This window comes from Deinococcus aestuarii (assembly GCF_018863415.1).
Taxonomy (GTDB): Bacteria; Deinococcota; Deinococci; order Deinococcales; family Deinococcaceae; genus Deinococcus; species Deinococcus aestuarii.
Genome location: NZ_JAHKSN010000002.1, coordinates 552,443 through 576,803, shown reverse-complemented (window position 1 = coordinate 576,803; position 24,361 = coordinate 552,443). Strand labels below are relative to the sequence as shown.

The window sequence follows — 24,361 nt, the reverse complement described above, 5'->3', positions numbered from 1 at the left end:
TTCGTGTCCTCAAGGAGGTCTACCGACACCGCAGACGCCGCTTTGCTCTTCGTCTACACCTCATCGCCGCCCTCTGCAACCTCACCGTCGCCCGCTCAGCCTGACTTTCGCAGGAGGTCTACTGCTGGGTTCTTAGGAGTAATTAAGGGAGGTAGGTATGGCATATGTGATAGAAAGATCGCTCCTTAGGGCTAGAAGTAGTGCGGGTTTAAACAATCAAGATGAGTTTAGCTCTCTAATTTACCTCGGTGAAGTAGTAATAAAGTATACATCTCTGATTATGTTAGCAGCAGCAAAGGCAAAAAACGAAAGAAAATACAAAATTATACTTAGAGACACATTGCATAGGGGCAATGGTGTTGGTACTTGGATAACTGCGAAGGAGCAACTTGTTCCAGTAATTCTTAGATCCAATGATCAAGCATTCAGGGAGTACTGTAAGTGGTTTAGCCAAAAGAACGGCCCGACTGCTTATTTCAATACTAACGAAGAAAGCGTAAAGCAGTTGACACTTGCTACATCGAACGATGTTGCTGAATTTGGTAAGTCTCGTATAGAGTTAGAGAAATTTATAGTATTTTTGCGTAATAAGAATGCACACGGAGCCAAATCTGATGATTATTACAGTAATTACAACAGCATAATTCGTGGGATTATAGAGGGCTATGCGCTGGATGTTAATAATATGCTTGATTCGTCACACGTAAATTTTGTTAGATATGTTATAAGGAGTGGTAGACTCAGAGAAATGATCCTCAAGGGAATGTCAAATTTTGAAACCGACTCTTTTGCTAATGTGGAGCCAGGTGTCTACGTTAGTAATGAAAGTTACGGGATAAATTATCCCGTACCACCTATTTACTATTGGGATGACTCCAGAAGAATGTTTTATTTTCCAAATAGTGAAATAGATAGGCAGGGCAAAATTGAGGTCATAGACTATGCATCTGGTGATACTCGAAGAATAGTAGTCCCCGTAGGAGAAGTCGCGAATAATCCTGACTCAAAAAGTCATACCTCTGGCTCTCACGAAATGTTAGTAGGATCGGCTGCTATACATAACTTACCCAATATTAACACCGTGTACGTTGATAGAAGTAAGCTGGAGGAGGATCTAGCGACAGTTTTGCTTGACAGTAAGCGAAGACTCATTACACTGCACGGGCGAGGTGGTGCAGGTAAAACCACTTTAGCGTTGAAGGTGGCAAGAAGGATGGTAGATGGAGTAATTGCACAAGATAGGTTTGAAACTATACTGTGGCTCAGCGCCCGTAATGTAGATTTACTAGATGAAGGCGCTAAGGAAGTTGTACGAGATGTAAGCAATTTCGACAGTATTGTAAAATACATAGAGAAGTACTCATACTTTGACCTATCAAATTGCAATGATTCGATGGATAAATTGAAGAAGATCTTGGGAGAGAAGTCATCTAAAGTCCTAGTCATATTGGATAATTTTGAAACAGTAGAAAATCCTAAAGCTATGCATGATACATTAGAGGATATAATAGAATTGCCTAATAAGGTTTTGATAACAAGCAGGGTGAGGCAAATGGAGAGAGACTTCTCTATTACTGTTACGGGAATGGAGCGAGCGGAGGCATTTGAGCTTATAGATTATGAAGCGAGTGCAAGAAATGTATCTGGAAGTGTAGATGAAAGAAATAAGGAGTCGATATTTGTCTCCTCGGGAGGTATTCCATACCTCATTAAACTGATGGTATATGCCTTTGCAGGCAACACGCCCAGGAGCTTCTTAAGTGAAAAGGTTCTGTCAGATGATCAGATAAGAGAAAAGTTATTCAGGCCCTCTTTTGAGAGCTTGAGTCAAACTTCGAAGAGGGTGTTTTTGTTTATAACACAGTTTAATTTTGATTTGAGCATACAAACAGTATCTGGATTCTGTCAAATCTATAACCCACACACAACTGTTACCTCTGACGATGTGTATGAGGTAATACAAGAAATATCTAGCTATGCCTTGTGTGGTGTTATTGATAATGGCGACCTGACATTTTTATCCGTCCCACTAGATGCTAGACGTTTTGGTAAAAGTGAGATTGAAGATAGTCTTGAGAAGGCTGATATATTAGCAGTGAAAACCCTAATTACTTCACATTTAAATCTTCTTATTAACGCTCGTAGCGTAGATGATGTAAGGAAGAGGGCTAATTCTATCTATAGAAGCGCGGCTGATTCGAAAACTTTACGCATATTAGATCAATTTCTATACGGTATGTCCCTGCTTGATCCACTGTTTTTACTCGATATTCTCTCTGGTAGAATATCGCGTCAAGGTATATTCAATGAGTCTGATATTCTAGAGGTTGTTAAGAAAATTGCTGACCACTCTATTGAAAATTCGGAGGCAAAATATATATACGGAACGTACTTATGGCAGATAAAAGATTATAAAAATGCAATCCTCAATCTTATTGAAGCTTCAGAACTTTCACCAGAAAATGAGAATTACATGGTTAATGCGGCTAGATATGTGAATGAGTTTTTTAGGACAGGAACAGTCGATAGTAACATGAAGGTTGGCCTTCAAGAATTTGTCCTCAGCCGAATGAAAAATAAAATGGAGAATGGAGGATTCTCAAAAGACGAGGGCTATAGTCAATTGTATTGGATATATTTGAGAAGTAATGAAGATGAGCAGGCAAAAAGAGCATGTATGTTGGGACTTGAAAAATTTCCAGAGTCTAGAATACTAAAGGAGTTAGCTGCAAGGCCACTTAAAGGATGAGCTGCTGAACAACTTTAGCCCCCACCTTCACTCGGGTGGGGGCTTCTTCGCGTGGGTTGCGGGTGCGCTCCCGTGCGGAGGCCCCACCGAAGTCTGAGCCCAGTGTGCGCGGATGGCGGGGGCGGGGGCATCGGCCAAAAGGGGGAGGCGGGGGTAGGCGGGATGGGGGAGGCTAGAGGTCGGGGTCGGGTGGCGTGTCTTGAATGCGGTCGAGCTTGAATTCTTCGTCGCGGGGCATGTCCTTGAAGGCGGTTATGGCGCTGGCGTTGTTCTCTTGCTGTATCGCACGAAGGTGAACGCCCTTGTCGTCCAACACGAACTCGACCTCATCGCCCTCGCCGACGCCTAGCCGCTCGCATACTTCGGAAGGCAGGGTGATTTCTCCTTCGTCGCCGACCGTTACCGTTGCAATCCTCATCGCTTACCTCTTGCCGAGTGTGGTTGGCCGCTCAGAACAAGTCTCGCTCCGGCGCGGGCAGCACGTCGTCGCGGTCAAGCTGGAAGGCGTCCGGGTCGTACTCGCCGCCCTGCATGAACCGTTGCACCTCGGCGCTCCACTCCATCCGCTCGCCGTAGGTCAGGGGCACGAGTTTCACGGCGGGCCTGCCGTCGCGGGTAATGACGACGACCTCGCTTCCCTCGACCGCATCAACGAGGCTGCCTAACTGCTGTTCGGCGTTATCCAAGTCCACGGTTCGCATCGCTTCCTCCTCCCGGCTGACCAGAACAGGATGACGTGCCGCGGGTCCACGGCGTAGGGGCAGGCCCACGGTCCACCAAAAGAACCGCCCCCACCCGTCCTCCGGGCAGGGGCGCTCCTGTCTTTGTCTTCGGTCTACCGGCTCACTCCGCCACGGCGGGCACCGTCGCCACCGTGGGCAGGTCGCCCGCGCGGCCTTCCTTGATGCTCGCCAGCACGCGCTCGCGGATCTCGTTCTCCAGCTCGGGGCGCTCGGAGATGTACTGGATGGCCTTTTCCTTGCCCTGGCCGATGCGGTCCTCACCGTAGGAGTAGAACGAGCCCGACTTCTTGATGATGTCCATGTCGGCGGCGAGGGTCACGAGGTCGGAGAGCTGGTCGAAGCCCTTGCCGTACATCAGGGTCAGCTCGACCTCCTTGAAGGGGGGCGCGACCTTGTTCTTGACGGTCTTGACCTTCACCGTGTTGCCCACGGCGTCGTTGCCCAGCTTGACCGGCTGGCCGATCTTGCGCACGTCGAGGCGCACCGAGGAGTAGAACTTCAGCGCGCGGCCACCCGTGGTCGTCTCGGGGTTGCCGTACATCACGCCGATCTTCTCGCGCACCTGGTTGATGAAGATGGCGGCGGTGCCCGTCTTGCTCAGGATCGCGGTCAGTTTGCGCAGCGCCTGGCTCATCAGGCGGGCTTGCAGGCCGGGGAGGGAGTCGCCCATCTCGCCCTCGATCTCGGCGCGGGGGGTCAGCGCGGCCACCGAGTCCACGACCACCACGTCGATGGCGCCCGAGCGGACCAGAAGTTCCATGATCTCCAGCGCCTGCTCGCCGTTGTCGGGCTGCGAGACGAGGAGCTGGTCGGTGTTCACACCCAGGCTGCGGGCGTACACGGGGTCGAGGGCGTGCTCGGCGTCGATGAAGGCGCAGGTGCCGCCCGCCTTCTGCGCCTGGGCGACGATGCTCAGCGCGAGGGTCGTCTTGCCGCCCGACTCGGGGCCGTAGATCTCGGTGATGCGCCCGCGCGGGATGCCGCCGACGCCCAGCGCCAGGTCAAGGCTGAGGCTGCCCGTCGAGACCGTCTGCACGTCGAGCTTACTCTCGGCGCCCAGCCGCATGATCGAGCCCTTGCCGAACGCCTTCTCGATCTGGCTCATGGCCGTCTCGATGGCCTTGGTGCGCTCCTTGCTGTCGCCGGGCGTGCCGAGTTCCTTGGTGATGTCCTTGCTCATGGCGTCTCCTCTGTGGGGATAGATGGCGTGTCGTGGTCCTGCTCCCTCTCCCCGAGTGGGAGAGGGTTGGGGTGAGGGGGCGACGTGGCGACCGTCTCCGGTCCTGCCGTCCCCGCCTCCCCCCTCAGCCGAAAGGTGCTCTCGGTGTCGTAGATCGGGCCGGTCTTACGGAGGGTGCTGCGGATCAACGCCGCGTTCCCCGCCTGCCAGCCCAGGTCAAAGGTGAGGGGAGCGATGCGCGGCGCCGGACCCTTCTTCCGCGCGAGGGTGATGTGGGCCCGGAAGGGGAGGTCGTCCGTCTGGATGCCGAGGTCCCGGAGACCCTGACGCAATCCATCGGCGAGCGCGTCCAGCCCCTCCGCCTCCACCTTCACGAACCAGACGCGGGGGCTGCCCTCGTTGGGGAAGTACCCGGTGCCGCGCAGCCGAATATGGAGCGGAGGTACGTCCTGCGTCAGCGCCGCGCCGAGGCGTTTGAGGTCCGTCACCCGCTCCGGTGGCACGCTCGGCAGGTAGGCGAGGGTGACGTGGAACTGGTCGGCGCGCACGGGGCGCCAGTTGCCCTTCAGGTGCCGCTGCGCCTCGGCGAGGGGAGCGGCCACGTCGCTGGGAACCTTGAAGGCGTAGAACATGCGGAGGGTGCGGCTCTGCCCCTCGTGCCCGTCTTCCTGTCGGGGGGGTCGCTGAGGACGAGGAGCGGGCGCGGCTTCCTGCGGCTGCGGCACGGTCTCGGGTTCCTCGACAGACGTGGTTCCCACCTGAGGGCGCAGCCTGCTCGTCTTCCCGAGCTTGATCCTCGTGGGGCGACTCATGCGTTCCCCCCCGCCGAGCCCACTTCCCGCGGTCGCAGTGCCCGGAACGCGAGGGCGAGGGCGGCGGTGGCGGCCCGCTCGCGCACCTGTCCGGCGTCCCCGGGCCAGTTGAGGGCGCTGACCTTCTCCACCCCGTCCGCGCTGATGGCGACGTAGGTGTGTCCGGCGTGCTCACCGCGCGTGGCGGTTACGACGGCGAGCCCCACGTCCGCCCCCAGGTGCTCCCGCGCCCCCGCCGCCAGTTCGCGCGCCCCGTCCTCGCTGACGACGCCGTGGGCGCTGAGGGTGACGGGCGTGAGTCCCAGCGTGATCAGCCGCGCGTGGTCCTCGGTGATCGCCGCGTCGAGAAAGCCGGGCTCGTCCGCGAGGGAGAGGCACACGGCGCCGCCGCTCCCCGCCTCGATCACGCCGAGGGTGCGGCCACCCAGGGCGCGGGTGACGGCCCCGGCGAGGGTGTCGTCGTCCTCACCCCACGTCCAGCGGGCGAGCCCCGTCCTCACCGTCTCCAGCACGGGGGCGGCGAGGGCCCGCGCCTCGTCCAGGGTGGGCGCGCTCGCCGCCACACGCACGTCCACTCCCGTCCGCCGCGCGTAGGTGGCGACGCTCGGGTTGGCCTGCCGGGTCAGCTCGCCGAGCAATTCCGCCACGTTGCCCTCGCCGATGCCCTGGGTGTGGACGGTGACGGCGTACAGGGCGTGGTCGGGCAGGGGCAGGCGGGGAAGGACCTGATCGCGCCACATCCTCTGCATCTCGCGGGGCGGGCCGGGCAGGGCGACGACGATCTTGCCGCCCGTCCGCACGAACCAGCCGGGCGCGGTGCCGACCGCGTTGGGCAGCGCCTCCGCGCTCGGGATCAGCCACGCCTGCTTACGGTTGATCTCGGGCATCACGCGGCCCCGGGAGGTAAATAAACCCTCCAGCCACGCCAGCAGCTCGGGATCCACCTCGGGCGTCTCATTCATGACGGCGGCGATGGCCTCGCGGGTGAGGTCGTCGTCGGTGGGGCCGAGGCCGCCGCCGAGGATCACGAGGTCGGCGCGGGACAGGGCGAGGCGGACGCCCTCCGCGATCCGGTTCAGGTTGTCGCCGATGACGGACTTGCGGTGCAGATGGACCCCACGTGCCGCGAGTTCCCGCGCAAGGTAAGCCGCGTTGCTGTCGACGATCTCGCCGAGCAGCAGCTCCGTCCCCACGCTGATAATTTCTGCTAGCAGCATAACAACCTCGCCAGAGTATAGGTGAAAACGAAACCCGATACCAGGGGGCGGGGGGGTGGGACAGGCACCCGGCGAGTGTACGCGGGGTGGGGCACGGGCGGGGCAGAACTTGAGGGCGTTTGCTTAACGGGCCGCCACCATGCCCGCGCCCCGGCCCTGCGCCCGGTCCCGAACCACTTCGAGGATGGTGCGCTGGAGGTCGTGCATGATCGCCTGCGTGAAGAAGGCGGTGTACCCGTTGAAGTGCGTGCTCACCCGCTGGGTGGAGCTGAGGTGCAGGAGGGTGACGCCGGGGGCGACCTCCTCCAGCGTGTAGGTGCCGCTCAGCACGTCGAAAAAGCGCCCGCCGACGCGGACGTGGGGATCGAGACCGCCCGGGTCCTGCGCCCGGATGCGAAACGAGAGCCGTTGGCCCTCCTCCCAGTCGGTCACGGTTTCCCGGAAGCTCAGGCCGCCGTCGAAGATGGCGACCCGCACGGCGCCCACCCCGTCCCGGTCGAGGATCGCCTCGCGCGGGCGGGGGAGGCCGATCAGGTGCGCCCACCCGGCGTGAATCTCGCGGTCCTCGATGCGCGGGACGCTGCGAATCTGGCGCCACACGGCCTGCGGCGGGGCCTGGATGAGCACGTCGTTCGTGACCGTGCGGTACTCGCCGGGCAGGGGGCGAGCCTGCTCCAGCGGACCCAGCAGGGCGGGGAGCCCCAGCGTCAGCAGCAGAGCGCCCGTGCGGGCCCGCCGCCACAGGGTGCGCAGACCCAGACCCAGCAGCGCGCCGGGGAGGGCCACCACGTACATGGCGGGGGCGGCCAGAAACGCGCACAGCACCCCCTCGAAGCCCGTGACGGTCGCCACCACCAGGAAGGTCGTGATGGTGGTGAACGAGATCAGCACGGCCTCGGCGAGGGGAGGGAACCTCTGGGGACGGGGCAGGGGGGGGTCTCCCCACGGGTCCGGCCCCTCCTCGCTCGGCGCAGCGGGAGCCCGGGGTCCGGGCGGCGGGACGAACTGCGCCGACAGGACCGCCAGTGCGAACGGCACGGCGAACAGGTAGGTCGAGACCATCACGCCCACGTCCCCGTTCAGGCGGTGGAGCCACAGGTACACGAGCAGCCCGTACCCCACCCCCGCGAGTGCGCCCGCCCCCATGCCCCGCCCGTAAGGTCCCATACCCTACCCTATCCCTCACGTCTCTCACAAAAGTCCCATTCCGCCACAGGGGGTCGGTGGAATGCCCTGACCCTTCCTCCCGGGCGGACGAGCCCGGCGTGCCTGCCTCACCCCGCGCCCTCGGGGGCCCCGGTACACTGGGCGGGTGAAGAGGTCTGCGGTGAGTGATCGGTGGTCGGTGGTCGGTGGGTCGTGGGGGTTGTCGTTCCCACTCCCCGCTGACCACGCACCACTCACGGCGCCAGGAGCACACCTGTGAGCGCCATCTACCAGCGCGCCCGCCCCATCCGCTGGGATCAGGTCGTGGGCCAGGAGCATGTCAAGGACGTGCTGCGCGCCGCCCTGGAGCAGGGGCGGGTCGGGCACGCCTACCTCTTCTCCGGGCCGCGCGGGGTGGGCAAGACGACCACCGCCCGCCTGATCGCCATGACGGCGAACTGCACCGGGCCGCTGCCCAAGCCCTGCGGCGAGTGCGAGTCGTGCATGAGCGTGAGAAACGGCTCTCACCCTGACGTGCTGGAGATCGACGCGGCGAGCAACAACAGTGTGGACGACGTGCGCGATCTGCGCGAAAAGGTCGGGCTGGCGGCCATGCGCGGCGGCCGGAAGATCTACATCCTCGACGAGGCGCACATGATGAGCCGGGCGGCCTTCAATGCCCTGCTCAAGACGCTGGAGGAGCCGCCCACCCACGTCATCTTCATCCTGGCGACGACCGAGCCGGAAAAGATCATCCCCACCATCCTCAGTAGATGCCAGCACTACCGCTTCCGCCGCCTGACCCCCGAGGAGATCGCCGGGAAGCTCGCGGGCATCGTGGAGCGCGAGGGCGTGCGGGCCGAGTCCGAAGCTCTGCACCTGATCGGTCGCCTCGCCGACGGGGCGATGCGCGACGGCGAGAGCCTGCTCGAACGGATGCTCGCGGCGGGGACGGCGGTCACGCGCGCCGGGGTGGAGGACGCCCTGGGCCTGCCGCCCGGCGAGCGGGTGCGGGGCATCGCCGCCTCGCTCGTGCTGGGGGAGGCGGGCGCGGCGATCCAGGGGGCCGCCGCCCTCTACCGCGAGGGCTTTGCCGCCCGCACCGTGGTCGAGGGGCTGGTCGCCGCCCTGGCCGACGCGCTGCACGCCGAACTGGGCTTGGAGGGCGAGCGGCTGGAGGGGGCGGACGTGCCGAGGCTGCTCAAATTGCAGGCCGCTCTCGACGAGCAGGAGGCCCGCTTCGCCCGCTCGGCGGACGGGCTGAGCCTGGAGCTGGCCCTGACGCACGCGCTCCTCGCCGCCGACGCGGGGGGAGGGGCAGCGGCGGTGGGCGCGGGGACGGCCAGCGTGCCCGCCGACGTGACGGCCCGCCTCGCCCGGCTGGAGCGGGAGGTGGCGGGCCTGCGCTCTGCCGGGGTGCAGCCGCCCGCCGCGAACGGGGGACCTCCCCCCGACCCGGGGGCTCGCCGCCCGCCCGCCCCGGAAGAAGCTCCGGCGCCGACCCGGACGGCCCCCACGCCGTCTCCCGCCCCGGTTCAGGGCACCGCGCCACAGGGCAACTGGGCGGACGTGGTGCGGCAGGCGACGATGCAGCTTCGGGCTTTCCTCAAGCCCGCCCGCACCCACGCCGAGCCCGGGTACGTCAGCCTGACCTACGACGAGAAGAGTGCTTTCCACGCCAAGCAGGTGGCGGGCAAGTTCGGCGAGGTGGGGGCGTTGGTGCTCAAGGTGTTCGGCCCGGTGACCTTCGAGCTGATCGCGCCCGAGGGGGGCCGCAAGGTCCGGCTGGGTGGCGGCGACGGTGGCCCGGACGGGGGAGGGGGAGGCGGCGTTCCGGCCCCCGTGCCCCCGTCCGACGCGGCGCCCACCCCCGCCCGGGCCCAGCCCGCGCCGCCCGCCGACCCCGGCCCGGAGCTGCCCGCCTTCGAGCCCACCCCCCGCCCGCGCGCCAGCCGTGGCCCGGACCTGGCGCCGCTGGACCGTCCCGCCTCTCCCCAGGCCCAGCCGGGGCCCCAGCCCAGCCGGACCACGCCCCGTGCCTCGGCGGCAACCCTCGACCCGCCGCCCGCCTCCGCCCCCCTGCGCCCCGCCCCGCCGCCCAGTCCGGACGACGTGGCGCCCGCGCCGCTGCCCACGGCGGCCCCGGCCCCCTGGGACGAGGAGCACGCCGCCGACCCGCCGCCCGCCCCCGCCGATGCACAGGCGGGTGACCGGGTGCCGCCCGAGGGGGCGCGCGCCGAGCTCTACATCGTCGAGGCCGTGACCGAGGAGCCCGACTGGGGCGAGATCGGCGGCGCGGTGGAGGGCCCACCCCCCACCCTCGACGACGCGCCCTTTGCGGGCCTCGTGCCCGAACGGCCCGCGCCGTCGCCGCGCCCCGCCTCCCGTCCGGCCCAGGCGGCGGCCCCGGCGAGCACGCGTCCCGGCGACATCCGCGCCCACCCCATGTACGAGGAGATCAAAACCCGCTTTTCCGGCCGCGTGCGCGAGATCGGCAAGAACCGCAACCCCCAGCCCGCGGCCCCCGAGGGCGACGAGGGCGACGAGACCTGACGCCCGCCCCCACACCCTGGGGCATTGGTTCAACGTTTAAAAACTGGAAAGGCGAGAGCTTCGTCATACGGCCGCGCTTACAGTGGGCCGGATGCGGTGGCGAGCGAGGACAAGCGAGGCGGGGGTGGCGCCGGAGGTGGAGTTCCGGCGCAACGCCTTGCTCGCCATGTTCGGGTGCGTGGCGGTGGTGTCGGTGTTCTCGCTGAGCCTGTCCTCGCTGTGGGCCTTCGCCGGCTGGGAGCAGACCGGGCTCGTGGCGCTCACGGTGAAGAACGTGGCGCTGTTCGTGTGGCTGTGGCGGCGCCCCCGCGACTTCGAGACCATCGGCCTCGTCGAGCTGATGTGCGAGGGGGTGGGAGGCCTTTACAAGTTCGGGACGACCGTGCTCGCCGATCAGACGGCCTACGGGCTGGGCGGGTACGTGATCTGGCTGATCTTGTACTACTTCGTGGCCTCGCTCGTGCTGCGCGGGCGGCGGGCGCTGCTGGCGTCTCTCGCCCTGTTCGCGGGGCTGCTGTTGATCGGGGGCGTGTACTGGGCCTCGGACGACATTCCCGCCGCCCTCAAGCGGCTGCACGGCAATGCCCTCTTGCAGATGTACTTGCTGCACGCGACCTTCATTGCCTTTCTCGCGCTCCAAGGCCGCCTGCTCGGGCAACTGTTGCGCGCCGTCCAGCGGGCCGAGGGCGAGGCGAGGTTCGCCAACGTGGACGCCCTGACCGGCCTGCCCAACCGCCGCCAGCTCGACGCCTGGCTCGCCGAGGAGCAGGGCTTACCCCGCAGCGTGATCCTCTTCGACCTCGACCACTTCAAGCGGGTGAACGACACCCACGGCCACGACGCCGGGGACCGGGTGCTTCAGGCCGCCGCCGGGGCCGCCCGGGGGGCCCTGCGCCCCCAGGACCAGCTCGGGCGCTGGGGCGGGGAGGAATTTCTCGTGATCCTGCCCGGCAGCGGCGGCCCCGAGGCGCGGGCGGTGGCCGAGCGGCTCTCGTCGGCCCTCGCGGCGGTCCACCACCCGGGCGTGGGCCGGGTGACGATCAGTTGCGGGGTGGCCGAGGCCTTGCCGGGAGAGGCGCTGGAGAGCGTCCTCAAGCGCGCCGACGAGGCCCTCTACACCGCCAAGCGGGGCGGGCGCTCGCTCGTCGAGCTCGCCGTGTGACGGGTGGGCGCCATGATCTTCACCTGCTCCTGCGCTAGGCTGCCCGCACGCCCGTGACGACCTCCCCCCTGCCGCGCCTCGCCGCCCTCCTCGCCCTCTGCTGCGCCCCGCTGGCCGGGGCCACGGCGCCCCCGGCGGTGGAGTCCGTGCCCGACCCCGCCCCGGCAGGGCCTCTTCCGGACCTTTCCCGGCCCGAGGTCGCCGCCCCCCTCACCCCCGCTCCCGCCTCCATCAGCGCCGTGCGCGGGCTGTGGGTGGACGCCTTCGGGCCGGGGCTCAAGACCTCGGCGCAGGTGCGCCGGACGGTGGAGGAGGCCGCCCGGCTGGGCGTGAACACCCTCTTCGTGCAGGCGATCCGGCGCGGCGACTGCCTGTGTCGCCGCTCGGCCCTCCCGGTGGTGACCGACCCCGACCTGGAACCCGGCTTCGACCCCCTGGGCGAGATCACCCGCCTCGCGCACGGTCGGGGAATGCGCGTGATCGCCTGGGCGAGCGTGACGGGGGCCTCGAACACCCAGGCGCCGAACACGAACGCGGCGCACGTCTTTCGGCGGCACGGGCCGGGGGCGGGCGCGGAGTCCTGGCTCGCCCGGCGCCCGGACGGCTCGTGGCGCGAGGGGGTGGACGGCTGGCTCGACCCCGCCATTCCTGCCGCCGCCGACTTCATGGTGGCCGGGATCGTCGGCCTGGTGCGCAATTACCCGGTGGACGGCGTGCAGCTCGACCGCATCCGCTACCCCGACGGCGGGGTGTGGGGCTACGACCCCAAGGTCCTCGCCCGCTACCGCGCGGAGACGGGGGCACGCGGCACGCCCGCCCCCACCGACCCGCGCTGGCTCGCCTGGAAGCGCGAGCAGGTCACCGCCCTGGTGCGCCGGATCAGCCTGGAGGTCAAGGCGGCGCGGCCCTCGGCGTGGGTGAGTGCCGCCACGATCACCTACCAGGCCCCGCCCGCGCCCGGCGACCTCGCGGCCTTTCGCAAGACGCGCACCTACGCCGACGTGCTCCAGGACTGGCCGACCTGGATGCAGGAGGGGCTGATCGACCTCAACGTCCTGATGAACTACAAGCGCGACGCCGTGGGCCCCCAGGCCGCGTGGTTCGACGGCTGGAACGCCTTCGCCGCGAGCGTGCGCGCCGCGCCCGGCGATCCCCGCGGGGCGGAGGTCGCGGGCGGAACGGCCCTGTACCTCAACCCGCCGCAGGTCACCGCCGCGCAGGCCGCGCGCACGGTCGCCGCCGGGCTGGGCTGGGTGGGCTACTCGTACCGCACCCCCACCCTGGACGTGTACGGCACCCGCCAGAGCACCCCCGAGGGCCTCGCCGCCGTGCGGGACCTGCTGACCGCCCCGGGCGGCGCGCTCGCCACCACGCCGCCCTGGACCGCCCAGCCGCGCACGGTGCGGGGGCTCCTCGGACGGGTGGTGGGCTCGCCGGTGCCCGGTGGCCGGGTGGTCGAGGCCCTGCGCGGCGGGCAGGTCGTCGCCCGCACGGTGACGGACGGGGGCGGGAACTACGGCTTCCTGAACCTCGCGCCCGGCCCGGTCGAGGTGCGCGTGAGCGGCCAGCGCTGGGCCGAGCCCGTGCCCGAGGTGGGCGTGATCCGTTACCCCGACCTCCTCGTGCGTGACGTGATCCCGGCGGCGAGCGGCAGGCCGTGAGGGCCGTGCCGTGAGGCAGGGGGCTCCCTTCCCGCCCGGTACACTCCGCCCATGACCTCTCCCGCCCCCACCGAAGGCATCCCCCCCCACGAGTTCCGGCAGACCCTAGGCCGCTTCGCCAGCGGCGTGACGATCATCACGGCGCAGGACGGCCCGGAACGCCGGGGCATGACGGCGACCGCCTTCGTGTCCGTCAGCCTCGCTCCGCCCCTGATCCTGGTGGGCGTGGACCACCGCGCCGGAATGCACGCCCTGCTCTCCCGGGAGGAGGTCACCCGCTTCGGCGTGAGCCTCCTGAGCAGCGCCCAGCGCCACCTCAGCGTCCACTTCTCCGGGCGCCCCGGCCCCGAGGAACAGGTCCCCTGGTTCGACCACGAGGGCCTGCCCCTGATCGGCGGCAGCGTGGCCCAGCTCGTGTGCCGCAAGCAGGAGGCCATCGCCGCCGGGGACCACACCCTCTACCTCGGTCTGGTCGAGTATTCGCGTTATACGGACGACGACCCCCTGCTGTACTTCCGGGGGCAGTACCACGAACTGGGCTGAAGCTCTTCCCGAACACTCGGCATAATCCCCCCGTGCCCCCCTACGCCCTGCAACTGCTGATCGCGCTCGCCCTCGTCGGCCTGACCCTCCTCGTGGCCTACCCGCTGCGGGTGGGCGAGACGGGCCGCGTGGACGCGCTCGACGCTTTCTTGCTCGTCTTCGCGCTCGTGAATTTGCGCCTTGGCTGGACGGCGGCGAACGGCGCGAACGGGGGCCGGGCGCCCGCGTGGTTCGTGGTGGCGGGCTTCGCCACGGCGGCGCTGATCACCTGGGCGATGATCCGCGCGCTCACACCGGGCTGACGGTCTCGGGGAACGTGCCGTCGAGACTGCGCGCGGCGCGCTCCAGGGCGGCGTAGGCCCCGTTCCGGGCGCGCAGGGTGGCGGGTGGGCCGTCCTCGACGATCCGCCCCCCGGCCAGCACGAGCACCCGGTCGGCCCCCCGCGCGAGGCTGAGGCGGTGGGTGACGATCAGGGCCGTGCGCCCGCGCATCAGCTCGTCCAGCGCCGCGACCACCAGCGCCTCGCTCTCGGCGTCCACCGCACTCGTCGGCTCGTCGAGGAGAAGCACGGCGGGCCGGGCGAGCAGCGTCCGGGCGATGGCGAGGCGCTGGCGCTGCCCGCCCGAGAGCCGCACGCCGCGCTCGCCCACCACGGTCTCCAGCCCCTCCGGGAGCGCCCGCACGAAGTCGAGCGCGTGGGCGGCTCGCAACGCGGCCTCGACCTCCCCCGGCGTGGCGTCCGGGCGGGCGTAGCGCACGTTGGCGAGCACCGTGTCGTGGAAGAGGAAGGTGTCCTGCGGCATGGTGACGGCGTGCGTGCGCAGGCTCTCCAGCGTCAGGTCGCGTACGTCCACCCCGCCCAGCAGGACCCGGCCCGCGAGGGGGTCGTACTGCCGCGGCACCAGACCGAGCAGGGTGCTCTTGCCCGCGCCCGACTCGCCCAGGATCGCCACCCGCTGCCCGGCGGGGACGCTCAGGCTCAGCCCCTCCAGCACCGGGCGGGCGGGGTCATAGCCGAAGGTCACGTCCTCGAAGCGCACCTCGCCGCGCACGGGTTCCGGGAGGGGACGCGCACCGGGGCGCTCGGCCACGGCCACGGGGGCGTCGAGCACCTCGAAGACCCGGCGCCCGCTCGCCTCCGCCCGTTGCAACAGGTCGCCGATGTTCACGAGGTCGTCGATGGGGCCGTAGAAGTAGCGCCCGTAGCCCCGGTACGCGAGCAGCCCGCCGAGGGTGAACTGCCCCGCGAGGATGAACGCGGCCCCGCCCCCCAGCATGATCACGTTGCCGAAGTTCGCCACGAAGCGCGCCAGCGGAAAGGCCCGGTTGCGCAGGGCGACGGCGCGTACCTGCACGTCGTACAGCTCGCGGCCCAGGGCTTCGACCCGCCGCAGCTCGGCCCCCTCCCGCGCGAAGCCCTGCACCACCCGAATCCCGGCGAGGCGGTCGGTGATCAGGGCCGTCAGGTCGCCCAGCCTTGTTCGCGCCGCCCGGTAGGCGGGCCGGACGGTGCGGGCGTAGCGGCGCAGCATCAGCGCGACGGCCAGCATGGGCAGCGTGACGAGCACGCCCAGGAGGGGTTGCAGCGCGATGAAGATGGCGACCACGCCGATCAATCGCAGGGCGTTGGCGAGCACCGCGTCCGTCCCGCGCACGAGCACGTCCTGCAAGGCGTCCACGTCGCCCGTCACCCGCGCGATCAGGTCTCCGGTGCGCTGGGACTCGAAGTACGCCGCCGACTGCCCCTGGAGTTTGCGGTAGACGCTCAAACGCAAGTCGAGCGTGAGCCGCTGCCCCGCCCGCTCCAGCAGCAGGCCCCGCCACGCGGAGAGGAGTTGTTGCAGGCCGAACACCCCCACCAGCAGGGCGAGGTGCCACGCGATGAAGGTCCAGTCCCGCGCGGGCAGGCCCTGGTCCACCACCCGAATCCACACCAGCGGCGGGTACAGCTCCGCCGCCACGCTCCCCACGAGGAGGAGAAGCCCCAGCGCGACCGTGCGGCGGTAGGGCGTGAGCAGGCCGTACAGCCGCCGGGTCACGCCGGGGGAGTCGGGCGGGGAGGCGTTCACCGGGGCAGGCTAGCGTGCCTTTTCTCCTGGCACCGGGGGAACGCGCCCTATGCCGCCCACACGGCGTCCCTCACTGAAATGGGGGCTGGAGCGCCGCAAGGAATGGGGGGTGGACCTCCTGGCCCAGGTGACGACGGGCAGTCGGGAGACCACGCGACTCCTCGGGGAGAGGCGGGCGCACCCCTCCGTCCGCCTCGCTGACAGCTCCCCTTGGAGGGGAGCCGTTCCTCGCCTCCCTTTCAGGGAAGGTGGCCCGCAGGGCCGGAGGGGTGACCCCGGCGCTATCCTCCCCCCATGACCACCCCCGCAGACGAGCGCATCCCCGTCGTCGTGATCGGCGGCTTCCTGGGGGCGGGGAAGACCACCCTCGTCAACCACCTCATCCGCTCGCTGCCGCACCGCCTCGGCGTCATCGTGAACGAGTTCGGGCAGGCGGGTGTGGACGGCGGGTTGATCGAACGCCTCTCGGACGACGTGACCGAGCTGACGGCGGGGTGCCTGTGCTGCACGGGGCGGGACGACCTGTTGCGCTCGCTCGTGACCATCGCCATGCGTGAGCAGAGGCCCGACGCGGTGCTCGTCGAACTCAGCGGCGTGGCCGACCCCACGCCGGTCCTCACCAGCCTGCTCGAACGCTCGGTGCGGGCGGCGTTCCGCGTGACCACCCTCGTCGCCGTGGTGGACGCGCGGCACGTCCTCCGCACGCTGCAAGACCACCCCGAGGCGGCGCGCCAACTCGCCTACGCCAACGTCGTCGTCCTGAACAAGACGGACCTCGCCGACCCCGCGCTGCTCGACCACGCCGAGGACGTGTTGCGCGGCGTGAATCCCCTCGCCCGCATCGTGCGGGTGGAGCGCGGGCAACTCGACGCGGCGGCCCTCCTCGCCCGCGACGACTTCGACCCCCGGGTGGTGGAAGGCGCCCCCGCGACGGTCCACACCCCCGGCCTGAACTCCCTGACCCTGCGCGCCGAGCGCCCGCTCGACCCCTACCGCTGGCAGCGCTTCATGACGGGCCACATCCTCTCGCGCCCCGCCGAGGTGCTGCGGGTCAAGGGCACGCTCAGCCTGCACGGCTACCCCCAGCGGGTGCTCTTCCAGGCGGTGCGCGACCTCTTCACCGCCGACGCCTGGGACGACTCGGACGGGCGCACCGAACTCGTCTTCATCGGGCGCGGGCTTGAGCAATCGGAGTACGAGACGGCGTTCAGGGCGTGCGTGGTGGCGGACGTGCCCGCCTGAGAGGGCTGCCGTATCCTCCCTCCCATGACCCTGCATCCCGACCTGCGGTTGCCCACCCCCGAGGACCTCGACCGCCTCACGCCCGAGGAGATCGCCGCCGGGCTCAACGGCCTGACGGGCACCCTGGGGAGCCGCCTGGGGATCGAGTTGCGGACCGCCACCCGCGAGCGCCTGACCGCCCGGATGCCGGTCGAGGGCAACCGCCAGCCCGCCGGACGACTGCACGGCGGCGCCAGCCTCGCCTTGGCCGAAGAACTCGCCAGCGTGGGCACCTGGCTCAACCTCGACGTGCGGCGACAGGTGGGCGTGGGCGTGGACGTGAACGGGACCCACGTGCGCGGCGTGAGCGAGGGGTCGGTCACCGCCGAGGCCACGCTCGTCTACCGGGGCCGCAGCGTGATGGTCTGGACGGTCGAGGTGCGCGACGAGCGGGGCCGGACGACGACGCTGGCGCGCTGTACCTGCAACGTGATCACGCACTCGGCGGGCTGAAGGATGTGCGGGAGGAAACCTCGCTCAGGACAGCAGGCCAAAACTCCTCCCTGACGTGCAGAGGGGGTGAGCGGGCAGGGCATTTGACTCGCTCTGGATGAGCGGCAGGCCATCTTGAGCTGAGCCGAGCCACTCGGTCGCCCCCTCACCCCGGCCCTCTGCGTCGCAGCTCTCCGAGTCACCCAGCAGGGGAGAGGGAGAACAAGAGAGGGCCGGGGCTCTGCCCCCTTGCCCGCACCGTCCCTACCGCTCCAGCGCCCGCGTGAAACTTCGCCGCGCCCGCGCCCGCATCTGCGCCACGGCGTCCCGGTCGGGGGCCGTACGGGAGAGGGCCTGCCTGCACACGGTCTCCGGGTCGAGGGTGGTGGGATGGCTCGGCGCCCCCGCGTCGTCGCAAAAGCCCCGCACCTTGGGGTCGTAGGCCACCCCCGCGAAGGGCACCCCGGCGGCGGCGGCGAGGATGACCGCGTGGAGCCGCACCCCGACCACGAAGCCCGACCCGGCGATGGCGTCCAGCGCCACCTGCGGGTCCCGCGTGCTCAGCACCTCGTCTGCCCCCAGGCCCCGCGCCGCCGTGTCGTCGTGATCGGGCATGAAGCTCAGGGCGGTCACGCGGCGGCCCCCTTCCCGGAGGAGGGCGGCGACGGTTTTCAACCGCTCCGTCGCGTCCGTCACGTCCCCGCGCGGGGCGATGATCACCCGTTCGGGGTCGGGCGTCAGCCCCGGCGTCGGCGCGAGCAGCAGGGCCGGGTCTCCCCCCAGTTCCCCCTCCACCCCCAGGGCACGCAGGGTGTCGAGGCTGCCCCGGTCGCGCACGATCACGCGCACCCCCCTCAATGCGGCGGCCACCCGCTTCCCCCCCGCCTCGCTCAGCGGGCCAATGCTCTGGTTGAAGACGACCACGCGCTTGCCGAGGAGCCGCGCCGCCCGGATCACGCCGAGGTAGTAGGTCAGGTTGCGCGCGCTCGTGCGGTCCTGAAGGAGGCCGCCCCCCCCCGAAAACACGACCTGCGAGCGGGCCAGCGCCCCGAGCAGTCCCGCCGGATTCATGCGCGGCGCACTCTCGCAGCCGTAGGTGCGGGCGGTCTCCTCGGGGGTCTGCGAGAGCAACAGGGGCGTCACCCCCTGCGCCCTGAGTTCGCGGGTGATGGCGAGCGCGATGGCCTCGTCGCCGGTGTTGCCGAAGCCGTAATAGCCGCTGACGGCGACCCTCACGCGCGCACCTCGGCGACCCGGCGGCGCGAGCCGTAGGTCGTCCACAGCCGCAGCCCGGCCCTCACGGCCCAGATGGCGATCAAGCCGAGGATCAGCCCCACCCCCAGCCCGATGAAGCAGCGGGTGGCGCTGATCAGGAGGGGCGTGTGGAAGTGCGAGAAGGTGTTGAGGATGCTCGCCTGCCCGACCACGCCGCCCAGGATCAAGAGCAGGCTGAAGTATCCCGGCAGCACACCGCTCAGGCCGACGAGGGCGAGGGGGTGCCCGGCGAGTTCCTTGAAGCGCGGGCGGATGATGGTGTCCTGGAGGTCCTGGCGCAGTTGCGCCTCGGTGCTGCTCACGCCCAGTCCCGTGGCGTTCCCGCGCCGCAGGAAGACGAGCGCGAAGACACCCAGCCCCAGCGCCATCACGGCGATGTCCCCGAGTTTGACGGGCGCGCTGTAGAGGTCACGCGCCGTCTTGCGCAGGTCCTGACGCGGCAGGAAGCTCAGCGCCACGAGCGCCAGGGGCGCGACGAGCGTCAGCCCCACCCCCCGGAAGGGCTCCAGCCCCAGCACGCTGTCCCGGTTGGCGCCCAGCCCGGAGACGAACAGCACCCCGGCGAGCGAGAGCCCCGTCGCCAGGAACCAGTCGGTGACCCGGGAGCGCCGCAGCACCAGCCCCAGGGCCGGGAAGGTGATCGCCGCGATCAGCGCCCCGCCCTCGAAGGGCCGCAGCCCGTTGAGCCCCAGCGCCCCCAGCCCGGCGAGGGCGGCGACGATCAGCCCCAGACGCGGCAGGGGGTAGCTCAGCCCCAGCAGCACGAGCGCGGCGAGCGGTCCTAGCAGGCTCAGCCAGCGCAGGGTGTCGTTCGTCTGAAAAGGCTGCACGACGGGCGCGCCCACCTTCACCCCCGAGCGGGCGAGGAGGTCGCGGGTGCGGGAGAGGAAGGCCTCCGTCTCGTACACGGTGGGAAAGGGCCGGACGTAGAGCAGGCGCTGGGTGCGCTCGCGGGCGGCGAGGGCGTACTTGCTCGCCACCTCCTCGGGGCCGAGGCGGTTTTGCCAGCTCGGGTTCATGGCGAACATGCGCGCGGCGCCGTGCGTCTCGACCAGGGTGTCGAGTTCGCGCTGCGGGTTGCCCTCGATCAGGGCGGGCAGACGGTCGCCCATCCGCCGGTTGATCTGCTCCAGCCGCTCGGGCACCCGCGCCCCGATCACCTCGTCTCCCGTAAAGGCCACGAAGGGCACGTCCGGCCAGTCGGCCCCCGGCTGCCGCACCGCCTCGTCGTCGTAGGGGCGGTACACCAGGACGAGGCCCTGGGCCTTGAGGTTCTCGACGAGCTGACGGTTGGGCCCGGCGGGCAGGAAGTTGGGGTCGGTCGGCCACGCGACCCAGCGCTGGCCGTCAATCGTGACCTGCCGGGTGGGGATGGTGTAGCGGGCGGGCAGCGCCTCGGCGATCCCCGGCACGAGCGAGCGCATGTAGATGAGTTGCGGGTTCACCCCCGCGCCCGGGTTCTCGACGGCGAGGTCGGCGCCGGGCCGCACGTAGATCTGGCCGCGCTGCGCGAGGGACCCGATCACGTCCTCGTACACGGCGACCCCGTTCACGCCGAGCGCCTTGTAGCGGTCGAGGAGCGCCTGCGGCTCCAGCCCCACCCGCCGCGCCTGCCCCACGAGCGCCGGGTAGTCCACCACGACCGCGACCGTCTTCTGCGCCTGCTCGTAGGCCACCCGGTTCCACGCGAGGATCAGCGCCGGGATCAGGGAAAGCAGGATTACCCCCAGCAGCGGCCACGTCAGCGGGTGGCGGGTGGGCGGCGGGGCGGGGGGCGGGTCGGAGGACGGCGCGAGCGGGCCGGGCGCCGCGCGGATCACGGTGGTGCGGGTGGGGGTGGGCTCGGTCACGGGTCACATCCTAGAAGGGGAGGAGGGGGGCAGGTGGAGGGCCGGGTCAGCCTGCCTTCCCGCCTCCGGCCCCGTCGTCCGCCGAAAGGGGGAGGGCGCGGGCCCCCTCAGATCGTCGTGCGGATGCGCGCGGCGAGCATGTCGAGCGCGGGCTCGTTCATGCCGCCGTGGGGGATGATCACGTCGGCGTAGCGCTTGGTGGGCTCCACGAAGCTCAGGTGCATGGGCCGCACGTAGTCGAGGTACTGGGTGATCACGCTCTCGGGACTGCGCCCGCGCTCCTGCGTGTCGCGCAGCAGCCGCCGGATGAAGCGCACGTCGGCGTCGGCGTCCACGAAGACCTTGAGGTGCATCCGCTCCCGCAATTCCTCGTCGTACAGGGCGAAAAAGCCCTCCAGCACGACGACGGGCGCGGGGAGCACGGTCGTCGTCCGGGGCGAGCGGGTGTGGCGGGTGAAGTCGTACTCCGGCATCTCGACGGGCACGCCCGCGAGCAGCGCCCCGAGGTGCTCGCGCAGGAGAAGCCAGTCGAAGGCCGCCGGGTGGTCGTAGTTCGTCCCCGCCCGCGCCGTCTCGGGAATGTCCGACTGATCGCGGTAGTAGTTGTCCTGGCCCAGCACCGCCACCCCGCCCTGCCCCACCGTCTCGATCACCCGCCGCGTCACGGTCGTCTTGCCGCTCCCCGAGCCCCCCGCCACGCCGATGACGAAGGGGGAGGTCATGCGCGCCCCTGGCGCGGCCTGTGGACGGTGGCCCGGGGTGTGCGGAACAAGCTGGGGGTCTCCTCCACGAGCCACGAACGACGCGCCACACGCCTCACGCCCCCCTCCCCGCCACCGCGCCGCCCGTGCCCAGGCTGCCGATCAGGTCGATGCGGCGCTCGGCCATGCGGCGGGCGACGACGTGGGGGGCCTTGCCGTACTGCTCGGCGGTGGCGACGATGCGCGAGACGGTGGCGTAGACGCGCTCGGCGGCCTGCTCGGGGGTGGAGGAGGTGGCGGCGGCGATCAGACCCGCCGCGTTGATGGCGAAGTCGGGGATGTACATGATGCCCGCCTCCTTCACCGCCGCCTCGCCCCGGCGGGTCAGGGGGTGGTGCTCGCCGCCCGCGATCAGGCGGCATTGCAGCCGGGGCACCTCCGTGCTGCGGATGGAGTGCCCGTACCCGCACGGCGAGAAGATGTCGCACGGCACGTCGAGCAGCTCCCCGGTGCCCGTCACGGTCACGCCGTCCAGTTCGCCCGCCAGCGCCTCGGCCCGCTCGGGGCGGGTGTCGGCGACGGTCAGGCGGGCCCCCTCGCGGTGGAGGTGTTCGGCGAGGGCGCGGCCGACCGCCCCCACCCCCAGCACGGCCACCCGCACCCCGCGCATACTCTCGCTGCCCAGCGCGGAGCGGGCGGCGGCCTTGATCCCGCGGTAGACCCCGTACCCCGTCACGCTGCTCGTGTCGGTGTTCACGCCGAGCGTAGAGGGCGTCTCCTGCGCCACAAAGGCGATGTCGCGCGGGGTCACGCCGATATCTTCCGTCAGGACCACGCGCGACTCCAGCGGCCGGACCTGGCGCCCCAGCGCGCGGAAGAGGGCTTCCCTCGCGTGCGGGTCGTCCACGCCGACTTCCGGCAGCATCAGCACGCAGGCGCCGCCGCCGTAGTTCAGCCCGGCGAGGGCGGCCTTGAGGGTCAGGCTCTCGCTGAGCGCCAGCGCCCCCTTGAGGGCCGTTTCCTCGTCCAGGGGGCGCAGCCTCACGCCCGCGATGGCCGGGCCCAGGACGGTCGAGTGGATCGCCAGGGCCGCCTTGAGGCCGCTCGGCGCGTGGTGAAGAAGCGTCAGGGCCTCGTGCCCGCGCGACTGCATCTCCTCGAATATCTGCATCGTTGCTCCCAAAGACGCGCGGGCCGGGGTGGTGCCGGAAGCGTTGCCCCGTGGCCCGCGCGACAACGCCCCGAGCCTATCACCGCGCCCGGGACCACGGGAGGGGCGTCTCTCCCGCCCCGCTGCGCCGCCTTGGTCCACGCCCGCTGAAAGAAGGCTGTCAGGCCCGAGGCGTCACCCTGCGGGAAAGCAACCGGCCCGCTTCGCCCCCGGGGGCGGCGCGGCCCTCCCACACGGGGAGGACGCACGGGCCAAGGGGGAACGTATGGAACGAATCGCTCCGCTCGCCAAGATCCTGGCGGAAGCAAACGGCATCGACTGGCAGAACCTGCGCGGCAGCGGCGGGGGCGGATTGATCGTCGAAGGAGACATCCTCGCCCACCTCGCGCGCATCATGAGCGGGGAAGAAGAACCCCCCGCCACCCCGGTGGACGCCCCCCCGCCCGACTGGACCGGCGAGGACCTCTCCGCCAGCCTGATCACCCCGGGCCTTCCCAGCGCCGACGCCCTCCGGGGCGCGGGCGTGGACTCGGACATCACCGCCTTCGTCGCCCAGGCCCGCACCACCCCCCCGGCCCCCACCCCCGCCCTGGAGGACGACGCCCTCGACTTCGAACTCGACGACGATCAAGCCGACTTCGCGCCCGCCCCGCTGGCGGCGGCCCCCACCCCGGCCTGGAATTTCAACGCCCCCGCTCCCGTGACGCCGCCCCCGCCCGTGGCCGCGAGCGTGCCCTCCCAGCCGTTCTTCCCCGCGGTTGCCGCGTCCATCCCCTCGGAGCCCGCCCCTGCCGAACCCGTCCCGGTCGCGGCCACGGCGGCCCCTGCGGCGACCGCGGGCCTCTCGGCGGGGCTGGGCGGCCTGCTCTCACGCCTGTACCAGCCCGCCGCCCCGGCCCCCCAACCCCAGCCCGAGCCCGTCCAGCCCCCGGTCGCGCGTGAGCCCGTCCTTCCCGGGCCGCAGCCCACCCCGGCGTTCCAGGCGCCCGCCGCGCCCGAACCCCGTCTGCCCGAGCCCCCCGCCCTGCCGCTGCCGGACCTGCCCGCGCAAGCCCCCCTGTCCGCCCCCGCCCCCGTGGCCGAGTTGCCCGGGGCTGCCCCCATCCCCGAGGCGGAAGCGGCCCCCGAAGCGCAGCCCCTGGTGGAGGAGGCCCAGCCCGCGCCGGCTCCGGCCCTGCTCCCGGACGCCGAGGCGTCGGCTCCCGTTCAGCTCGCCGACCCCGCCCCGGCCCCCCGCTCCTTCGGCACCTACCTGCGCCGGGACGTCAACGTCTCGCCCGCCGCCGACCTGCGCCGCCAGCTCGCGGGTGCCCTGGGACAGGACGTGCCGCTCGGCCTGCTCGTGGCCCGCGCCGCCCAGCGTCACGCGGCCGCCCTCGGGCTGGGCACGGTCGCCCTTCAGGACCTCCCGGCGGGCGAGGCGCGCACCGTGGCCCCCGGTTCCCTGCGGGACGTCCTGAGCACCCTGGACACCCTCTTCGGCACCCCCGACCTCCTCGTCACCGACGCGGGCGAACTCGACCTCGACGACCTGCACCTCGGGCACACCGTGACCCTCAGCGTGGGCCGTGAGCGGGGGGGCCGCGCTGCCCTGAGCCTGAGCGGCGACGTGGACCCCACCCGGGCCGCCCGCTTCCTCGCGGAGGTGGCCGGGGCGCTGGAGGCGCCGATCATCCTGGTGATCTGAAGCTTTCAGCCTTCAGCGATCAGCCGTCAGCTTCCGTTCTGGCTGACGGCTGACCGCTGAGAGCTGACAGCTCTCTGGACATTCGCCCCCCCACCCGCGCACCGCCGGGTTACACTCGGGCACGGTGC

General features: G+C 69.2%; 20 protein-coding genes. 9 read left to right on the top strand and 11 right to left on the bottom strand.

Going from position 1 to position 24,361, the window contains the following annotated elements:
- Window positions 1–157 precede the first annotated feature (157 nt).
- Complete coding sequence (locus IC605_RS05975) at window positions 158–2,749, top strand: NB-ARC domain-containing protein (protein ID WP_216320224.1); 2,592 nt, start codon at window positions 158–160, stop codon at window positions 2,747–2,749.
- Window positions 2,750–2,921: 172 nt separating this feature from the next.
- Here IC605_RS05975 and IC605_RS05970 read toward each other — a convergent pair whose 3' ends face one another.
- The 6 genes from IC605_RS05970 to IC605_RS05945 all read right to left on the bottom strand — a co-directional run bounded on the left by IC605_RS05970 (window position 2,922) and on the right by IC605_RS05945 (window position 7,868).
- Window positions 2,922–3,167 carry an AbrB/MazE/SpoVT family DNA-binding domain-containing protein gene (locus IC605_RS05970; RefSeq protein WP_216320221.1) on the bottom strand — a complete coding sequence of 82 codons (246 nt, stop codon included), beginning with the start codon at window positions 3,165–3,167 and terminating at the stop codon, window positions 2,922–2,924.
- 31 nt (window positions 3,168–3,198) lie between these two features.
- Entirely contained in the window at window positions 3,199–3,450 is a 252-nt protein-coding gene (locus IC605_RS05965) for a type II toxin-antitoxin system Phd/YefM family antitoxin (protein ID WP_216320218.1), read from the bottom strand.
- A gap of 142 nt (window positions 3,451–3,592) precedes the next feature.
- Window positions 3,593–4,672, bottom strand: a complete 1,080-nt coding sequence (gene recA, locus IC605_RS05960; RefSeq protein WP_102125302.1) for a recombinase RecA — start codon at window positions 4,670–4,672, stop codon at window positions 3,593–3,595.
- Complete coding sequence (thpR, locus tag IC605_RS05955; RefSeq protein ID WP_246580390.1) at window positions 4,669–5,484, bottom strand: RNA 2',3'-cyclic phosphodiesterase; 816 nt, start codon at window positions 5,482–5,484, stop codon at window positions 4,669–4,671. Before thpR ends, recA begins: the two co-directional genes overlap by 4 nt.
- Window positions 5,481–6,701, bottom strand: coding sequence for a CinA family nicotinamide mononucleotide deamidase-related protein (locus IC605_RS05950; RefSeq protein WP_216320216.1), 1,221 nt, complete (start codon window positions 6,699–6,701; stop codon window positions 5,481–5,483). The genes thpR and IC605_RS05950 overlap by 4 nt, the downstream gene beginning before the upstream one ends.
- A gap of 123 nt (window positions 6,702–6,824) precedes the next feature.
- A complete protein-coding gene (locus IC605_RS05945; protein ID WP_216320214.1) occupies window positions 6,825–7,868 on the bottom strand; it encodes an SRPBCC family protein in 1,044 nt (347 codons plus the stop codon).
- Between the two features lie 255 nt (window positions 7,869–8,123).
- On the opposite strand from IC605_RS05945, the gene dnaX reads away from it, so the two are divergent.
- The 5 genes from dnaX to IC605_RS05920 all read left to right on the top strand — a co-directional run bounded on the left by dnaX (window position 8,124) and on the right by IC605_RS05920 (window position 14,068).
- A complete protein-coding gene (gene dnaX / locus IC605_RS05940; RefSeq protein WP_216320212.1) occupies window positions 8,124–10,400 on the top strand; it encodes a DNA polymerase III subunit gamma/tau in 2,277 nt (758 codons plus the stop codon).
- 91 nt (window positions 10,401–10,491) lie between these two features.
- Window positions 10,492–11,562, top strand: coding sequence for a GGDEF domain-containing protein (locus tag IC605_RS05935; RefSeq protein WP_216320210.1), 1,071 nt, complete (start codon window positions 10,492–10,494; stop codon window positions 11,560–11,562).
- Window positions 11,563–11,615: 53 nt separating this feature from the next.
- Window positions 11,616–13,223: a family 10 glycosylhydrolase gene (locus tag IC605_RS05930; RefSeq protein WP_425514220.1), complete on the top strand. Its 1,608-nt coding sequence runs from the start codon at window positions 11,616–11,618 to the stop codon at window positions 13,221–13,223.
- A 51-nt stretch (window positions 13,224–13,274) separates the two neighbouring features.
- Complete coding sequence (locus IC605_RS05925; protein ID WP_216320207.1) at window positions 13,275–13,766, top strand: flavin reductase family protein; 492 nt, start codon at window positions 13,275–13,277, stop codon at window positions 13,764–13,766.
- A 32-nt stretch (window positions 13,767–13,798) separates the two neighbouring features.
- Window positions 13,799–14,068, top strand: coding sequence for a hypothetical protein (locus tag IC605_RS05920; RefSeq protein WP_216320206.1), 270 nt, complete (start codon window positions 13,799–13,801; stop codon window positions 14,066–14,068).
- Here IC605_RS05920 and IC605_RS05915 read toward each other — a convergent pair.
- The gene (locus tag IC605_RS05915; RefSeq protein WP_343216518.1) at window positions 14,055–15,836 is read right to left on the bottom strand and encodes an ABC transporter ATP-binding protein; all 1,782 of its coding nucleotides are present in this window, start codon (window positions 15,834–15,836) and stop codon (window positions 14,055–14,057) included. The genes IC605_RS05920 and IC605_RS05915 overlap by 14 nt on opposite strands.
- Before the next feature lie 294 nt (window positions 15,837–16,130).
- On the opposite strand from IC605_RS05915, the gene IC605_RS05910 reads away from it, so the two are divergent.
- Both IC605_RS05910 and IC605_RS05905 read left to right on the top strand, forming a co-directional pair.
- Window positions 16,131–17,078, top strand: coding sequence for a CobW family GTP-binding protein (locus IC605_RS05910; protein ID WP_216320204.1), 948 nt, complete (start codon window positions 16,131–16,133; stop codon window positions 17,076–17,078).
- Between the two features lie 24 nt (window positions 17,079–17,102).
- Window positions 17,103–17,570: a PaaI family thioesterase gene (locus IC605_RS05905; RefSeq protein WP_216320201.1), complete on the top strand. Its 468-nt coding sequence runs from the start codon at window positions 17,103–17,105 to the stop codon at window positions 17,568–17,570.
- A 243-nt stretch (window positions 17,571–17,813) separates the two neighbouring features.
- Here the strand turns inward: IC605_RS05905 and csaB are convergent, their stop codons facing one another.
- The 4 genes from csaB to IC605_RS05885 all read right to left on the bottom strand — a co-directional run bounded on the left by csaB (window position 17,814) and on the right by IC605_RS05885 (window position 22,546).
- Window positions 17,814–18,785: a polysaccharide pyruvyl transferase CsaB gene (gene csaB, locus IC605_RS05900; protein ID WP_216320198.1), complete on the bottom strand. Its 972-nt coding sequence runs from the start codon at window positions 18,783–18,785 to the stop codon at window positions 17,814–17,816.
- Complete coding sequence (locus tag IC605_RS05895; RefSeq protein WP_343216517.1) at window positions 18,782–20,674, bottom strand: DUF5693 family protein; 1,893 nt, start codon at window positions 20,672–20,674, stop codon at window positions 18,782–18,784. Before IC605_RS05895 ends, csaB begins: the two co-directional genes overlap by 4 nt.
- A 107-nt stretch (window positions 20,675–20,781) precedes the next feature.
- On the bottom strand, window positions 20,782–21,396 hold the full coding sequence (gene udk, locus IC605_RS05890) for a uridine kinase (RefSeq protein ID WP_216320193.1): 615 nt from the start codon (window positions 21,394–21,396) through the stop codon (window positions 20,782–20,784).
- Window positions 21,397–21,490: 94 nt separating this feature from the next.
- Window positions 21,491–22,546, bottom strand: coding sequence for a Glu/Leu/Phe/Val dehydrogenase family protein (locus IC605_RS05885; RefSeq protein ID WP_216320190.1), 1,056 nt, complete (start codon window positions 22,544–22,546; stop codon window positions 21,491–21,493).
- 265 nt (window positions 22,547–22,811) lie between these two features.
- Here IC605_RS05885 and IC605_RS05880 point away from each other — a divergent pair, with 265 nt between their 5' ends.
- Entirely contained in the window at window positions 22,812–24,233 is a 1,422-nt protein-coding gene (locus IC605_RS05880; RefSeq protein WP_216320188.1) for an E3 binding domain-containing protein, read from the top strand.
- Window positions 24,234–24,361: the final 128 nt, after the last annotated feature.

Bases quoted from the DNA above. Each gene is read 5' to 3' on its own strand.
- IC605_RS05935 (WP_216320210.1), top strand. From the start codon at position 10,492: ATGCGGTGGCGAGCGAGGACAAGCGAGGCGGGGGTGGCGCCGGAGGTG.
- IC605_RS05925 (WP_216320207.1), top strand. From the start codon at position 13,275: ATGACCTCTCCCGCCCCCACCGAAGGCATCCCCCCCCACGAGTTCCGG.
- IC605_RS05970 (WP_216320221.1), bottom strand. From the start codon at position 3,167: ATGAGGATTGCAACGGTAACGGTCGGCGACGAAGGAGAAATCACCCTG.
- IC605_RS05975 (WP_216320224.1), top strand. From the start codon at position 158: ATGGCATATGTGATAGAAAGATCGCTCCTTAGGGCTAGAAGTAGTGCG.
- IC605_RS05965 (WP_216320218.1), bottom strand. From the start codon at position 3,450: ATGCGAACCGTGGACTTGGATAACGCCGAACAGCAGTTAGGCAGCCTC.
- recA (WP_102125302.1), bottom strand. From the start codon at position 4,672: ATGAGCAAGGACATCACCAAGGAACTCGGCACGCCCGGCGACAGCAAG.
- IC605_RS05880 (WP_216320188.1), top strand. From the start codon at position 22,812: ATGGAACGAATCGCTCCGCTCGCCAAGATCCTGGCGGAAGCAAACGGC.
- udk (WP_216320193.1), bottom strand. From the start codon at position 21,396: ATGACCTCCCCCTTCGTCATCGGCGTGGCGGGGGGCTCGGGGAGCGGC.
- IC605_RS05910 (WP_216320204.1), top strand. From the start codon at position 16,131: ATGACCACCCCCGCAGACGAGCGCATCCCCGTCGTCGTGATCGGCGGC.
- IC605_RS05950 (WP_216320216.1), bottom strand. From the start codon at position 6,701: ATGCTGCTAGCAGAAATTATCAGCGTGGGGACGGAGCTGCTGCTCGGC.
- IC605_RS05905 (WP_216320201.1), top strand. From the start codon at position 17,103: ATGACCCTGCATCCCGACCTGCGGTTGCCCACCCCCGAGGACCTCGAC.
- IC605_RS05885 (WP_216320190.1), bottom strand. From the start codon at position 22,546: ATGCAGATATTCGAGGAGATGCAGTCGCGCGGGCACGAGGCCCTGACG.
- thpR (WP_246580390.1), bottom strand. From the start codon at position 5,484: ATGAGTCGCCCCACGAGGATCAAGCTCGGGAAGACGAGCAGGCTGCGC.
- IC605_RS05945 (WP_216320214.1), bottom strand. From the start codon at position 7,868: ATGGGACCTTACGGGCGGGGCATGGGGGCGGGCGCACTCGCGGGGGTG.